The 13,415-nt window shown below is 64.7% G+C and carries 13 protein-coding genes; 1 reads left to right on the top strand and 12 read right to left on the bottom strand.

Annotated elements, in window-relative coordinates:
- Positions 1-55: 55 nt before the first annotated feature.
- Genes lpxB through lpxA form a run of 3 tightly spaced genes read right to left on the bottom strand, consistent with a single transcriptional unit; the run spans position 56 to position 2,902 of the window.
- A complete protein-coding gene (gene lpxB, locus JQ627_RS07095; protein ID WP_212483429.1) occupies positions 56-1,234 on the bottom strand; it encodes a lipid-A-disaccharide synthase in 1,179 nt (392 codons plus the stop codon).
- Positions 1,231-2,088, bottom strand: coding sequence for an LpxI family protein (locus JQ627_RS07090; RefSeq protein WP_212484071.1), 858 nt, complete (start codon positions 2,086-2,088; stop codon positions 1,231-1,233). The genes lpxB and JQ627_RS07090 overlap by 4 nt, the downstream gene beginning before the upstream one ends.
- 19 nt (positions 2,089-2,107) lie before the next feature.
- Complete coding sequence (lpxA, locus tag JQ627_RS07085) at positions 2,108-2,902, bottom strand: acyl-ACP--UDP-N-acetylglucosamine O-acyltransferase (RefSeq protein ID WP_212483428.1); 795 nt, start codon at positions 2,900-2,902, stop codon at positions 2,108-2,110.
- 277 nt (positions 2,903-3,179) lie between these two features.
- Between lpxA and JQ627_RS07080 the strand changes: the two genes are divergently transcribed.
- Positions 3,180-3,524, top strand: a complete 345-nt coding sequence (locus tag JQ627_RS07080) for a KTSC domain-containing protein (RefSeq protein WP_212483427.1) — start codon at positions 3,180-3,182, stop codon at positions 3,522-3,524.
- 6 nt (positions 3,525-3,530) lie between these two features.
- Here JQ627_RS07080 and fabZ read toward each other — a convergent pair whose 3' ends face one another.
- The 9 genes from fabZ to pyrH form a co-directional block, all read right to left on the bottom strand.
- Positions 3,531-3,992: a 3-hydroxyacyl-ACP dehydratase FabZ gene (fabZ, locus tag JQ627_RS07075; RefSeq protein WP_212483426.1), complete on the bottom strand. Its 462-nt coding sequence runs from the start codon at positions 3,990-3,992 to the stop codon at positions 3,531-3,533.
- Complete coding sequence (gene lpxD / locus JQ627_RS07070) at positions 3,989-5,056, bottom strand: UDP-3-O-(3-hydroxymyristoyl)glucosamine N-acyltransferase (RefSeq protein ID WP_212483425.1); 1,068 nt, start codon at positions 5,054-5,056, stop codon at positions 3,989-3,991. Before lpxD ends, fabZ begins: the two co-directional genes overlap by 4 nt.
- 148 nt (positions 5,057-5,204) lie before the next feature.
- Entirely contained in the window at positions 5,205-7,763 is a 2,559-nt protein-coding gene (gene bamA / locus JQ627_RS07065) for an outer membrane protein assembly factor BamA (RefSeq protein ID WP_212483424.1), read from the bottom strand.
- A gap of 174 nt (positions 7,764-7,937) precedes the next feature.
- Positions 7,938-9,089, bottom strand: coding sequence for an RIP metalloprotease RseP (gene rseP / locus JQ627_RS07060; RefSeq protein WP_212483423.1), 1,152 nt, complete (start codon positions 9,087-9,089; stop codon positions 7,938-7,940).
- A gap of 44 nt (positions 9,090-9,133) precedes the next feature.
- Positions 9,134-10,357 (bottom strand): 1-deoxy-D-xylulose-5-phosphate reductoisomerase, encoded by a 1,224-nt coding sequence (dxr, locus tag JQ627_RS07055; RefSeq protein ID WP_212483422.1) that lies wholly within the window; start codon positions 10,355-10,357, stop codon positions 9,134-9,136.
- Between the two features lie 4 nt (positions 10,358-10,361).
- Positions 10,362-11,204: a phosphatidate cytidylyltransferase gene (locus JQ627_RS07050; protein ID WP_212483421.1), complete on the bottom strand. Its 843-nt coding sequence runs from the start codon at positions 11,202-11,204 to the stop codon at positions 10,362-10,364.
- The gene (locus tag JQ627_RS07045) at positions 11,201-11,959 is read right to left on the bottom strand and encodes an isoprenyl transferase (protein WP_212483420.1); all 759 of its coding nucleotides are present in this window, start codon (positions 11,957-11,959) and stop codon (positions 11,201-11,203) included. Before JQ627_RS07045 ends, JQ627_RS07050 begins: the two co-directional genes overlap by 4 nt.
- Positions 11,960-12,058: 99 nt before the next feature.
- Positions 12,059-12,622, bottom strand: a complete 564-nt coding sequence (frr, locus tag JQ627_RS07040) for a ribosome recycling factor (RefSeq protein WP_063679666.1) — start codon at positions 12,620-12,622, stop codon at positions 12,059-12,061.
- Positions 12,623-12,685: 63 nt separating this feature from the next.
- Positions 12,686-13,402: a UMP kinase gene (gene pyrH / locus JQ627_RS07035; protein WP_212483419.1), complete on the bottom strand. Its 717-nt coding sequence runs from the start codon at positions 13,400-13,402 to the stop codon at positions 12,686-12,688.
- Positions 13,403-13,415: the final 13 nt, after the last annotated feature.

Here is a 13,415-nt window from a genome sequence, read left to right as displayed (position 1 = left end):
CGCAACTCAGACATGGTGGGCACGCTGCGCTTTGCCTACCCCACAAGAGCGTCGCCTACCGCCGCACCTTGCGCATCGTCGCGAGCACGATGTCGGCGGCGAGCACGCTCGGCGGCTTGTTGCCAGTCGACATGATGGTGTCGAGCCGTGCAAAGGCCTCGACCTGCCGATGGCGCATGTCGGTATCGGTGAGAACCGCCGACAGCGCCGGCCCGAGCTTCTCCGGCGTGCAGTCTTCCTGAAGATACTCCGGAATGACATCCTCGCCGATCACGAGATTGGCGAGGATCACCGAGGAGACGCGGATCGCACGGCGCAGGATGAAGGCTTCGATCGCGCCGACGCGATAGGCGGTCACCATCGGAATGCCGGACAGCGCGAGCTCCAGCGTCACGGTGCCGGATTTGGCCAGCGCCGCGCGCGCGGTTCGGAACGCGGCGCGCCTCTCGGTCTCGCCGACCACGATTTGTGGCTTGACCGGCCAGCTCGCGATGCCTTCGCGGATGGTGGCTTCGAGATGCGGCATGGTCGGCAGCTTCAGTTCGAAGGCGCGGCCTTCGGCCTGAAGCCGTCCAAGTGTCTCGCCAAATACGTCGAGATGGTGCCTGATCTCGCTGCGGCGGCTGCCGGGCAGCACCAGCAGAACCGGCGGCTCGGCATCGCGGCGCCGCTGCTCCTCCGCGTTCGGACGCAGCGACGGCAATTGCTCGATCAGGGGATGGCCGACATAGCTGCATGGCGGCCCGCCGAGCTTGCGGTATTCCTCCGGCTCGAACGGCAACAGGCCGAGCACATGATCGACGTAGCCGAGCATGGTCCGCGCCCGTCCCGGCCGCCAGGCCCATAGCTGCGGCGAGACATAGTCGACGACCGGGATCGCGGGATTCTTCGCGCGTACGCGACGGGCGACGCGATGGGTGAAATCGGGACTGTCGATGATCACGAGCGCGTCGGGCGCGGCCTCCAGCACAGCGTCCACGGTCTGGCGGATCAGCCGCAATATCTTCGGCAATTGCTGCACCACCGCGGCGAAGCCGACGATCGACAGCTCCTCGATCGGAAACAGCGTCTCGAGCCCCTCGCGCGCCATGGTCCGGCCGCCGACGCCCACGAACTGCACGCCGTCGCCCAGCCGCTGGCGCAACACCTTCATCAACGCGCTGCCGAGCCGGTCGCCGGATTCCTCCGTCGCGATCAGGAAGATCTTTCGCTTGGGGTCGCGGCTCTGCATCACGCCGGCAGGCCGATGACGAAGAGATATTTGGCATCCGCGAGCGAGATCATCGCCTGCGGCTCGGCGGCGATGGTGTTGCCGGCGACGACGGCGATGCCGGCCAGTCCGGCCCGGGCGACGCCCTCGAGGGTACGCGGGCCGATCGTCGGCAGGTCGAAGCGCAAATCCTGCCCGCTCTTCGGTACCTTCACCAGCACCCCGCGTCCTGTCGCAGCGCGGATGCGACCTTCCTCGCGCAGGCGCGCCACGCGCGCGAGCAGCGCATCGGTGCCCTCAATGTCCTCGACCGCGACCACATGGCCGTCGATCACGACCGCGGCCTGGCCGATATCGAACGGACCGAGCGCAGTCAGCACCGCGCGACCGCGCTCGATATCCGTCTTGCTGTTGTCGTTCGGCCAGGCGCGGCTGATGCAGCCCTCGGGCATCAACAGATCGGGCGCGACATCCTTGATGCCGACCATGCGGAAGCCGTCCTGCTCGAGGATGCGGCCGACGCCGGACAAAAGATGATCGTCGCCGCCGCGGAAGGCGCGGATGACGTTGCCGAGCAGACGCAGCGTCTTGAGGTCGAACCGGATCTCGGACAGCGAAGGCCGCACCAGGGTGCCGATGAAGATCAGGTCGCGGCAGCCCTCTTCGCGGAACAGCCGCATGGCGCGGCCGAGCTGGCCGACCGAGATCCAGCGATGGCGGAATTTCTCCACTCGTGCCGGATCGCAGGCCCCACGCAGCGGGAACAGTACCGGCGTGATGCCGCGCGCGGCAAGCGAGTCGGCGACCGCGAACGGCATGGCGCCGCCGCCGGCGACCACGCCGACCGGCGATGAAATCTCCGAAGCCGCCGATGTCACGCCCGCGGCCATCCCGAAATCACTTCTCGATGGCGGGAAGACAGATCGGGCGATGCTTGCGCTTGCCGATGAAGTCGAGGATTTCGGCGATCGCAGGATCTTCGCCCGCGAGCGGCTGGGCCGCCGCGAGCCGCTCGGCGAACGTGCCGGGGCCGTGGAAGAGCTTCTGGTAGAAGGATTGCACGGTTGCGCGCCGCTGCTTGGTGAACTGCCGCCGCTTCATGCCGATCAGGTTGAGGCCTTCCAGTGCCGCATACTGGCCGTTGGCCAGCCCGAACGGAATGATGTCGTCTCGCACGCCCGAGAGACCGCCGACCATCACTTGCGGGCCGATGCGCGTGAGCTGATGCACCGCCGACAGGCCGCCGATATAGACGAAATCGCCAATCTCGCAGTGGCCGCCGAGCGTCGCCGAGGTTGCGAAGATTACGTTATTGCCGACCATGCAGTCATGGCCGACATGGCTGTTGTTCATGAAGTAGCCACCGTTGCCGACGCGTGTCAGCCCGCCGCCCTTGATGGTGCCGACATTCATCGTTGCACCTTCGCGGATAGTGCAGCCAGAACCGACCTCCAGCCTGGTCGGCTCGCCCTTGTAGCTGAAATCCTGGGGCGCGCCGCCCAGCACCGCGAACGGCGAGATCACGCAGCCGTCGCCGATCGAGGTGTGGCCGATGACCGTGACCTGTCCGATCAGCTTGCAGTTCGCACCGATCACGGCATTCGGACCGATGATGCAAAAGGGTCCGATCTCGGTGCCCTCGCCGATCACGGCGCCGTCCTCGACCCGTGCGGTGGGATCAATCTTACTCATCAAGCAATCTGACTCATCAAGAAGGTCTGATTATGTGTTGAAGTCGCTCAGTTTTCCGGTGGTTAGCGCGACTATGCCCGATCTGTCCAGTGACGTATCATCTCGGCCTGTTTCAGGCGCCGGATGAGCCGGCCGTCCTAAAGCACGATGAGATTGGGATGAATCGTCATCGCGCTTCAGGTTATTGTTTGAGCATGATCTTTTCGGAAACCCGCTGCACACTTTTCCGGATCATGCTCTAGCCCTTCAACACGTTCATGTGGAGCTTGAAGTCATTGTGATCAGGGCCCTGGCAATCCTGCTCGCGCAGCTCGCGACCGCTCCGGTCGTGTCCGAGACGGTCGAGACCAGCGAACGCCGCCTCGTCGATCTCGGGACATTCGAGTGCCGCGACATCACCCGCAGCACGGTGCTTCAGCGGGTCTGCTACGATCGTGCAAAGCAGGACCTCATCGTCGCGGTGAACGGCGCCTATGACCGCTATTGCGGCGTGACGGCCGACACGGCCGAGCGCCTCCTGGACGCACCGTCCATGGGCCAATTCTTCAACCAAAATATCAAGCGCGATGTCACAGCCGGCCGTTACGCCTGCCCGACGCGCGAACGCGTGCAGAAGAGCTGATCCCGCTCAGTCCGTCAGCATGGCGCCAACGTCGGCTTCCGCAACGATCTGGCCGTTGACCTTGGCGTCGCCGTGAAACCACCACATCGCCTTGCGGCGTCCGATCGAACGCATGTGATACTCGATGGTATCCCCGGGCAGCACGGGCTTGCGGAACTTGCACTTGTCGATGGTGAGGAAATACACCGCGCGCGGCTTCTCGGTGCCCTCGACCGACGTGATGCCGATCACGCCTGCGGTCTGGGCCATCGCTTCGATCATCATCACGCCGGGATAGACCGGGCGCTCCGGGAAATGGCCCTGGAAGGCCGGCTCGTTGAAGGTGACGTTCTTGATGCCGATGCCACTGTAATCGGCGCGGATGTTGATCACCCGGTCGATCAGCAGCATCGGGAAGCGGTGCGGCAACGTCCGGAGGATCGCATTGATATCCACCAGCTCGAATTTAACAGGTGATTCCGCCGTCATTCCCGTCCCTCGTTCTTCGGATCGGCCTTGCTGTCGCGTACCAGGCGCTCCACCGCGATAATTTCCTTGAACCACTGCTTGGTCGGCTTGGCGAAAAAGCCACCCCAGCGACCGTTCGGCGGGATGTCGTCCTTGACGCCGCTCATCGCGGTGACCTGGGCCCCGTCGCCGATCTTGAGGTGATTGTTGATGCCAACCTTTGCTCCCAGCGCCACGTTGTCGCCGATCGTCAGGCTGCCGGCGAGCCCGATCTGGGCCGCGAGCAGGCAGTTTCGGCCGATCGTCACATTGTGGCCGATCTGGACCTGATTGTCGATTTTGGTGCCCTCGCCGATCACGGTGTCGCGCAGGGACCCGCGGTCGATGGTGGTGCCGGCGCCGACTTCCACATTGTTCTGGATCAGCACGCGGCCGGTCTGGGGCACCTTCAGATGGCCCTCGGGGCCGAAGAAGATGAAGCCGTAGCCGTCCTGGCCGATCGAGCAGCCGGGATGGATCAGCACGTTGTTGCCGATCAGTGCGCACTGGATCGCCGTGCGGGCGCCGACATTGCAGTCCCGGCCGATCTTGACGCCGGGACCGAGGATCACACCGGCGCCGATCACGGTGCCGCTGCCGATCTCGACGTCAGGACCGATGACAGTCAGCGGCTCGACGATGACGTCGTCCTCGAGCCGCGCCGAGGGATCGATGATGGCCGACGGCGCAATGCCGTCATTGCCGAACCAGGACTGCGGACGGAGCGCATCGCCGTGCCACTCCCGGGCGAGCCCAACAAAGGCGCGGAACGGCTGCGCCACCCGCAGCACGGCCACGTGCGCGGGCACCTGGGCCTCGAAGCGCGGACTCACCAGGCACGCCCCGGCCTTGGTCGCCTTGAGCTCGTCGGCGTATTTGAGGTTGTCGAAGAACGCCAGATGCATCGGGCCGGCTTCGTCGAGCGAAGCAAGACCGGTAATGACGTGACCGCCCCTGGCAGGGTCGACGAGCTGCGCCTTGGTCAGCGCGGCAATGTCAGCCAGCGCTGAGGCCGGCGGCTTTTTGAAGAAGGTCGGCTGCGCCATTCCACCCCGTCGCGGTCCGGCTTCGGCATGAAGCGGTCAGGCCGCATCATGCCTTATCTCACGGATTGAGCGCGATCTTTTTGGTGACCGGCCCCAGGGAACTCCCAAGGGAATTCCCGGATGGCCGGATCATGCCTTGCTGATCGAATTAGAACGAGGTGCCGCCGCCGAACCGGAACTCCTGGGTACGGTCGTACTTGCCCTTGGTGAGCGGCACGGCGTAGTCGAAGCGCAGCGGTCCGAATGGCGACTGCCAGATCAGGCCGACACCAACCGACGAACGGACGACGTTGCCGTTGTCATACACCAGGCCGGTACAGGTTCCAGACGTGGGCGGGTTGATGGTCGACGGCGTACAGCTCGAGTTCCTGGTCGTGGTCAGCTCGTTGGTCGCCGACCACGTCGTCGGGCCCTGATAGTCGAACAGGCCACCGGCGTCGGCATAAACCGCGCCCTTCAGACCCACTTCCTTCGGCAGGAACCAGAACGGCATCTGCAATTCGAACGAAGCGCCCCAATATTTGGTGCCGCCAAGCGCGTCCTGCGTGCCAAAGGGATTCAAATCGCGCGGGCCGATGCCGTTCGGGGCAAAGCCGCGGACGAGATTCGGGCCCATCTGGAACTGATCCAGCATGCGGATCTCGTTGTTGCCGATCTTGTTCAGCACGCCGCCCTGAAGGTGGACTAGGCCGACGATGTCGGAGACGAGCGGAGCGTAGTACTTCGCATCGACGACGGTCTTCAGGTAGGAGACGTCGCCGCCGACGCCGGCAAAGTCCTGACGGAAGTCGACGAGCAGACCGTCGGTGGGGTTCTTGTTGTTGTCCAGCGTGTTGTAGGTCAGCGTGTAGCCGAGCGCCGAAGTCAGGGTCCTGCCGTTGGCAAGCTCCTTGCGGACCGGCAGCGAGGCTTCGCCGTCGGAGTAGCAGCCGAGGCCGTTAGTCGAGGCAGCCAGAGGAATACCAGTCGCTGCCGAGAAAGCCGGGCTCGGATTGAAAGCCGGATTGGGCGTCACACCATCCGCGAGGAACTGGTTGTTGTTACAGTTCGCCAGGTAGGAAGGCAGCGTGATTTCCTGCTGATAGATCGAATACCGCAGCTGCAGGGCCAAATCTTCACGCAAGGAGAAGCCGAGGCGCGGCGAGAAGCCGAGCGTCTTGGTGCCGTAGGAGATGTAGTTGTTGGCCAGCTGCTGGCGCTGATAGAGGTCGAGGCCCAGCGCAACGCGGTAGTCGAGCAGGTACGGCTCGACGAACGACAGCGAATAGCCGCGTGCGTACTGGCCATAGGTCACCGACGCCTTGGCGAACAGGCCGCGGCCGAGCAGATTGCGCTCGGAGATCGAGACTTCGGCGAGCGCGCCGTCGGTCGTCGAGTAACCGCCCGAGACCGAGAAGTCGCCGGTCGATTTCTCTTCGAGATCGACGATCAGGACCACGCGGTCGCTGGAGGAGCCCGGCTCCGTCGTGATCTTCACGCTCTTGAAGTAGTCGAGGTTCTTCAGGCGGCGCTCGGCACGGTCAACCAGCGCGCGGTTGTAGGCATCGCCCTCGGAGATGTCGAACTCGCGGCGGATCACGTAGTCGCGCGTGCGGGTGTTGCCGCGGACGTTGATGCGCTCGATATAGGTGCGCGGGCCTTCGTCGATGTTGAAGACGACGGCGACGGTGTGCGCCTCGAAGTTGCGGTCGCCGCCGGGACGGACCACGGCGAAGGCATAGCCGCGACGCGACGCCTCGATCTGCATTTCCTCGACCGACTTCTCGACCGATTCGACGTTGTAGAGCGCGCCGACATTGACGCGCGAATAGTTGCGCATCGTGGTCGGATCGAAGTTCGGAATGGAGGAGCGGAAGTCGACGGTGCCGACGCGGTACTGCGAGCCTTCCTCGATCTTGAAGGTGACGTTGAAGCCCTTCTTCTCCGGATCGTATTCGGTGAGCGCGGCGACCACCTGGACGTCGGCGAAACCGTTCTTGAGATAGAAACGGCGAATCAGGTCGCGGTCGGCCTCGACGCGATCGGGATCGTAGATGTCGTTGCTGGCGAGGAAGCTCAGCAGGTTCGATTCGTGCGTCTTGATGACGTCGCGCAGGCGGTAGGACGAGAACGCGTTGTTGCCGATGAACTCGATCGACTTGACGCCGGTCTTGGCGCCCTCCTCGACCGTGAAGATCAGGTCGACACGGTTGTTCGGCTGCTCGATGATCTCGGGCGTGACGCGGACGTCATAGCGGCCCGAGCGGCGGTAGATTTCGGCGATTCGCAGGGTGTCGGACTGCACCATGGCGCGGGAGAAGGTGCCGCGCGCCTTGGACTGGACTTCGGCGGTGAGCTGCTCGTCCTTGATCTTCTTGTTGCCCTCGAACGCGATGCGGCCGATCACCGGGTTTTCCACCACGGAGACGATGATCTGGCCACCAGAACCGCGATTGATTCGCACGTCCTGGAACAGGCCGGTCTCGATCAGGGCCTTCAGGCCGTCATCGATGGCGCCCTGGTCCAGGCGGCCACCCGGGCCCGGCTTGAAATAGGAGCGGATCGTCTCCACCTCGACACGGCGATTTCCTTCGACGGAAATCGACTGGACGGTCTGAGCAAGCGCAGACGAAGAGACAAAACCAGCCCCAACCGGGGCAAGCACCGGCGCGCCGAACAAGATCAGGGTTGCGAGCAGGCCCCCCCGGAGTCGCAGTCCAAACTTCATTGCGCAACGCGCCCTTATCAGTACCAGACCCAACCCCAACGCCGGTCCGGGAGATTCCCCAAGTTCAGAGCCGCTTGTAGCCAATTTCCCCGACGCCGCAAACGGCCGAGCGCGCCGCAATTTCAATTTCATTCCAAGACGTTGCTCAACAGCAACGCCACAAAAAAGCCCCTATCAGGAAGCGGCCATCCGCAGAATGTCGTTGTAGGTGGCAAACACCATCAACATCAGCACTAAACCGAGCCCGATTCGGAACCCCATTTCCTGGGTCCGCTCGGACAAGGGCCGGCCACGGACCACTTCCGCCGCATAGAACATCAGGTGACCGCCATCGAGCAGCGGGATCGGGAACAGGTTCAACAGCCCGATCGACACCGACAGCACCGCGCACAGATTGATCACGAACTGGAATCCGGCGCTGGCCGCCTGCCCCGACATCTTGGCGATGCCGAGCACGCCGCTGACCTCGTTGGGATTGCCTTGTCCGACGAACAGCGAGCCTAGGAACTTGAAGGTGCTGGTGATGATGAACCAGACCTGCTCGACCCCGATCTTGAGCGCTTCGCCGACGCCGACCGGCGTGGTCGAGGCCTCACCGGCCTGGGACTTGTGCTCGACGCCGAGCACGCCGAGGCGGTGGCTGTTGCCGAAGGGATCCTTGCGCTCGAGCAGCGCCGGGGTCGCGGTCAGGGAGACGATGGCGCCGTCCCGCTTGACCTGGAAGGCAAGCGCCGAACCCGCGTTCATCGCAACGATTCGCTGCATGTCGGCAAAGCTCTCGATCGGCTTGCCGTCGATCTGCACGACGACGTCGCCGATCTTGAAGCCGGCCGCGGCCGCAGCGCCGTCGGCGACGACGCCGTCGACGCGCGCGATCGTGCTCGGCTTGCCGTAATAGAGCGCCATGCCGGCGAAGATCAGCGCGCCCAGGATGAAATTGGCGACCGGGCCGGCCGCGACGATGGCGGCGCGCGGGCCGACCTTCTTGTGATGGAAGCTGCCGGCGCGCTCCTCGGCCGTCATGGCCGCAAGCGTCTCGGCCGACGGCGTCGAGGCCTCGCTCTCGTCGCCGAAGAACTTGACGTAACCGCCGAGCGGGATCGCCGAGATCTTCCAGCGGGTGCCATGGCGGTCATTGAAGCCGACCAGCTCAGGTCCGAAACCGAGCGAGAAGGTTAACACCCGAACGCCCGCCCAGCGCGCGACCAGGAAATGGCCGAGCTCATGGAAGAACACGACGATCGTCAGGACGAACAGGAAGGGAACCGCGTAGCCGAGGAGCCCATGGCTCAAAGTATTGAAACTATGGACGAAAAAGTCGATCATCGAATTCCCTCATCCAGCGCCGCAAGGCCCTGGCCCCGAGCCATCTAGGATGCCTTTAAGGCAATTTGAGGCAATAGGGCGGCAGCTCTATTTCGCGCAACATGGTCAACAGAGATGGCATCGTCGGCGGACGTCAGCGGAGCCTGGTTCCCGCCGCGGATCCAATCGTCCAGGGTCGCCTCGACCAGCCGCGCGATCGCGCCGAACCGGATCTTGCCGGCGATGAAGGCGGCGACGGCGACCTCGTTTGCGGCGTTGTAGACGGTGGTCGCCCCCTTCCCGGTCCGGAGCGAATCGAAGGCCAACCGAAGTCCAGGGAAGCGCTCGAAATCCGGTGCTTCGAAGGTCAGCTGGCCGATCTTGGCCAGATCGAGCTTGGCCGCCGGCCCCTTGATGCGATCGGGCCAGCCGAGGCAGTGCGCGATCGGCGTGCGCATGTCGGGAGCGCCGAGCTGGGCCATCACCGAGCGGTCGGAGAACTCGACCATGCCGTGGATGATCGACTGCGGATGCACGAGGACGTCGATCTCGTCGGGCGAGAGCGCGAACAGATAGGACGCCTCGATCACCTCGAGGCCCTTGTTCATCATCGAGGCGGAATCGATCGTGATCTTCTGGCCCATGCTCCAGTTCGGATGCTTCAGGGCCTGCTCCAGCGTCGCCTGCTCGATGTCGGCAGGCTTCCAGGTCCGGAACGGCCCGCCCGAGGCGGTGATGATGACACGAACGAGCTCGTCGCGGTTGCCTGAGGCGAGCGCCTGGAACAGCGCATTGTGCTCGGAATCCGCCGGCAGGATGCAGGCGCCCGCTTTCGCCGCGCGCTGCATGAAGAAATCACCGGCGCAGACGAGACATTCCTTGTTGGCGAGCGCGACATGCGCGCCGCGATCGACCGCGGCCAGGGCCGGCTTCAGTCCGGCAGCGCCGCTCACGGCGGCCATCACCCAATCGGCCGGACGGGCGCCGGCTTCGATCACCGCGCTTTCGCCCGCGCCGCATTCCGTGCTCGTTCCCGCGAGCGCAGCCTTGAGCTCGGCGAGCTTGGATGTGTCGGCGATCGCGACGTAGCGCGCGGAAAATTCCCTGGCGAGCTTTGCCAGCGCTTCGACATTGCCGTTCGCCGTCAAGGCTTCGACGCGATAGCGCTCGGGAGAGGCGCGCAGCAAATCCATCGTGCTGTCGCCGATCGAGCCGGTGGCACCGAGAACCGTGACACTGCGGACGCTCGACGCCGCAGCCTTGTTGTTACGCAATGGGACCGCGCTCATATCCTCACCAAACCATAAGACCGCTTCCGGCGCTATGCACACCATGGCGGAGAAAGCCGATAATCCATGCCATCAGGATGGCGGCGACAAAACCGTCCAGACGGTCCAGTAGCCCGCCATGGCCGGGAATTAAGTGACTGGAATCCTTGACGCCGAAGCGCCGCTTGACGGCGGATTCGAAGAGATCGCCGAGCTGCGACACCACCGACAGGACGGCGCCGACGAGCAGCAGTGGAACCGCCTTCCCGATCCCGCAAGCGGCAAAGCCGCCGGCAACCGCAAGGCTCGCCGTGAAGCCGCCGAGGGCTCCGGACCAGGTCTTCTTCGGGCTGACGCGCGGCCACAGCTTCGGTCCGCCGATGCTGCGGCCAGCGAAATAGCCGCCGATATCGGTCGCCCACACCACCAGCAGCACGAACATCAGCGCGGAGAAGCCGTTGACGAGGTCCTTCCGCACCAGGATCGAGGCCAGCAACGCCGCCGATGCGTAGGCGAAGCCGGTCCCGGCCCAGACAAACTTGCCGCGCGCGATCAGCATGATGATCGCGCCACCGACGCAGCCGACGATGATGGCGGTCTTGAGCGCGCCGGCGGCAACGCACAAGCCCATCATGGCGATGACGATCGTCCCGGCCCCGGTCAGCGCGGTCGAGCCCGCGCCGACCACCATCAGCCATTCCGCGAACAGCCCGATCGACACCAGGGTGACGAGAAGCGCCCACAGCCAGCCGCCGGCATAGGCGAGCGCAATGGCGAGCGGTGCCAGCACCAGCGCCGCGAGGACTCGCATCACGAGATTGCTCGGGGCAGGCTTCGCGCCCGCCGATGCGGCGTCGGGTTCGCTCACGAGGCGGTTTTCGCGACCAGACCGCCGAAACGGCGCTCGCGCCTGGCGAATTCGGCGATCGCGCCTTCCAGCGCCGCCTTGTCGAAATCGGGCCAGTGGATCGGCACGAAGACCAGCTCGCTGTAGGCGGCCTGCCACATCAGGAAGTTGGACAGCCGCTGCTCGCCACTGGTGCGGATGATGAGATCGGGATCGGGAATGTCGGGCGCATCGAGATGAGCCCCTATCGTCTCGGCATCGATCGTTTCAGGGGCGCGCTTGCCGTCTGCGACTTCCCGCGCGAGCTTCTGCGCGGCTTTCGCGATTTCCTGCCGCGAACCGTAGTTGAAGGCGACGACCAGCGTCAGGCGCGTGTTGTCGCGCGTCAGTTCCTCGGCCTCGTTGAGCAGCGCGCAGATGTCGCCCTCGAGTCCGTCGCGCTCGCCGATGATGCGGACCTTGACGCCGTCGCGATGCAGGCTCGCGAGATCGTTGCGGATGAAGCGGCGCAACAGACCGAAGAGATCGCCGATCTCGCTCGCCGGGCGCGACCAGTTCTCCGACGAGAAGGAGAAGATGGTGAGATAGCGGATGCCGAGCTCGTGCGAGGCACGCACCACGCGGCGCAGGGCCTCGACTCCGCGGCGATGGCCTTCGGCCCGCGGCAGGCCGCGCGCGGCCGCCCAACGCCCGTTGCCATCCATGATGATGGCGACATGCGCAGGCGCCTCGGACCGGTCGGGTCCTTCCGTTGCTGGCGCGGCGGCATTGGACATGAAGGCGGCCCTAAAGCATGATCCGGAGAAGTGCGAAGCGGTTTTCCGAAAGGATCATGCGCGAACATAACCTAAAGTGCGATGACGATTCATCGCGCTTTAGACGGTGAGGATTTCTTTTTCCTTGGCGGCCAGCAACTGGTCGATCTCGGTGATCGTGCCGTCGGTCGCCTTCTGCACCTCGTCGGCGTGACGCTTCTGGTCGTCCTCCGACATCTCGTGATTCTTCTCGAGCTTCTTGAGGACGTCGAGGCCGTCGCGGCGGACGTGACGCGCGGCGACCTTGGCTGCTTCCGCGTATTTGTGCGCGACCTTGACGAGCTCCTTGCGACGCTCCTCGTTGAGCTCGGGGATGCGCAGGCGCAGCACCTGGCCTTCGGTCGCGGGCGACAGGCCGAGATTGGAATCGACGATCGCCTTCTCGACCGGCTTGACCATCGACTTGTCCCAGACCTGCACCGAGATCAGCCGCGGCTCCGGCACGCTGACGGTGGCAAGCTGGTTGAGCGGCATGTGGCTGCCGTAAGCCTCGACCTGGACCGGGTCGAGCATCGAGGCCGACGCGCGCCCCGTACGCAGGCCGCCAAGCTCGTGCTTGAGGGACTGGACGGCGCCCTGCATGCGACGCTTCACTTCGTTGAGGTCGAAATTACCCGTGGCCATCACGTTTCTCCTTCAAAATCCCGGCGACCTCTCCGCGACCCTTCGGGCGCGACCGACGAGCCGTCAGCCGGCGACGATGGTTCCGTGGCCGCCGCCACGCAGTACAGCGCCGATCGAACCCGGCTCCGCGATCGAGAACACGATGATAGGCAGCAACGTCTCGCGGGCAAGCGCGAAGGCGGTCGCATCCATCACCTTGTAGCCGCCCTCGATCGCCTGCGAATGCGTCAGCCGGTCGAATCGCGTGGCGGTGGGATCCTTTTTCGGGTCGGCCGAGTAGACGCCGTCGACATTGGTTGCCTTCAGCACAGCCTCGGCTCCGATCTCGGCGGCCCGTAGCACCGCGGTCGTATCGGTGGTGAAGAACGGATTGCCGGTTCCGCCCCCGAGCAGCACGATCCGGCCCTCGGCGAGGTATTTGTGCGCTGCGGTGCGGGTGAACAGCTCGGAAATCTGCGGCATGACGAAGGCCGACAGCGTACGCGCCGGCGTGCCCTTGCGCTCGATCGTCGCCTCCAGCGCGAGGCAGTTCATCATGGTGGCGAGCATGCCCATGGTGTCGCCGGTGGTGCGTGACACCCCGCGCGAGGACACCTCGACGCCGCGCACGATGTTGCCGCCGCCGATCACCACCGCAACCTCGGTGCCGAGCTGGCGGGCGGCAATCAGATCGTCCGCGACCCGGTCGAGGGTCGGCTGATCGATGCCAAAACCCTGCTGTCCCGCGAGATATTCGCCGGACAGCTTGATCACGACGCGACGATAGACCGGATCAGTCATGAGCACTTTCCTC

Origin of the sequence: Bradyrhizobium liaoningense (assembly GCF_018130785.1) — a bacterium.
GTDB lineage: Bacteria > Pseudomonadota > Alphaproteobacteria > Rhizobiales > Xanthobacteraceae > Bradyrhizobium > Bradyrhizobium liaoningense_A.
Note: the sequence above shows the minus strand (reverse complement) of the source record. Positions and strands in the feature narration are given on the sequence as shown.

Bases quoted from the DNA above. Each gene is read 5' to 3' on its own strand.
- lpxA (WP_212483428.1), bottom strand. From the start codon at position 2,902: ATGAGTAAGATTGATCCCACCGCACGGGTCGAGGACGGCGCCGTGATC.
- fabZ (WP_212483426.1), bottom strand. From the start codon at position 3,992: ATGACGGCGGAATCACCTGTTAAATTCGAGCTGGTGGATATCAATGCG.
- lpxD (WP_212483425.1), bottom strand. From the start codon at position 5,056: ATGGCGCAGCCGACCTTCTTCAAAAAGCCGCCGGCCTCAGCGCTGGCT.
- bamA (WP_212483424.1), bottom strand. From the start codon at position 7,763: ATGAAGTTTGGACTGCGACTCCGGGGGGGCCTGCTCGCAACCCTGATC.
- rseP (WP_212483423.1), bottom strand. From the start codon at position 9,089: ATGATCGACTTTTTCGTCCATAGTTTCAATACTTTGAGCCATGGGCTC.
- dxr (WP_212483422.1), bottom strand. From the start codon at position 10,357: ATGAGCGCGGTCCCATTGCGTAACAACAAGGCTGCGGCGTCGAGCGTC.
- JQ627_RS07045 (WP_212483420.1), bottom strand. From the start codon at position 11,959: ATGTCCAATGCCGCCGCGCCAGCAACGGAAGGACCCGACCGGTCCGAG.
- frr (WP_063679666.1), bottom strand. From the start codon at position 12,622: ATGGCCACGGGTAATTTCGACCTCAACGAAGTGAAGCGTCGCATGCAG.
- pyrH (WP_212483419.1), bottom strand. From the start codon at position 13,402: ATGACTGATCCGGTCTATCGTCGCGTCGTGATCAAGCTGTCCGGCGAA.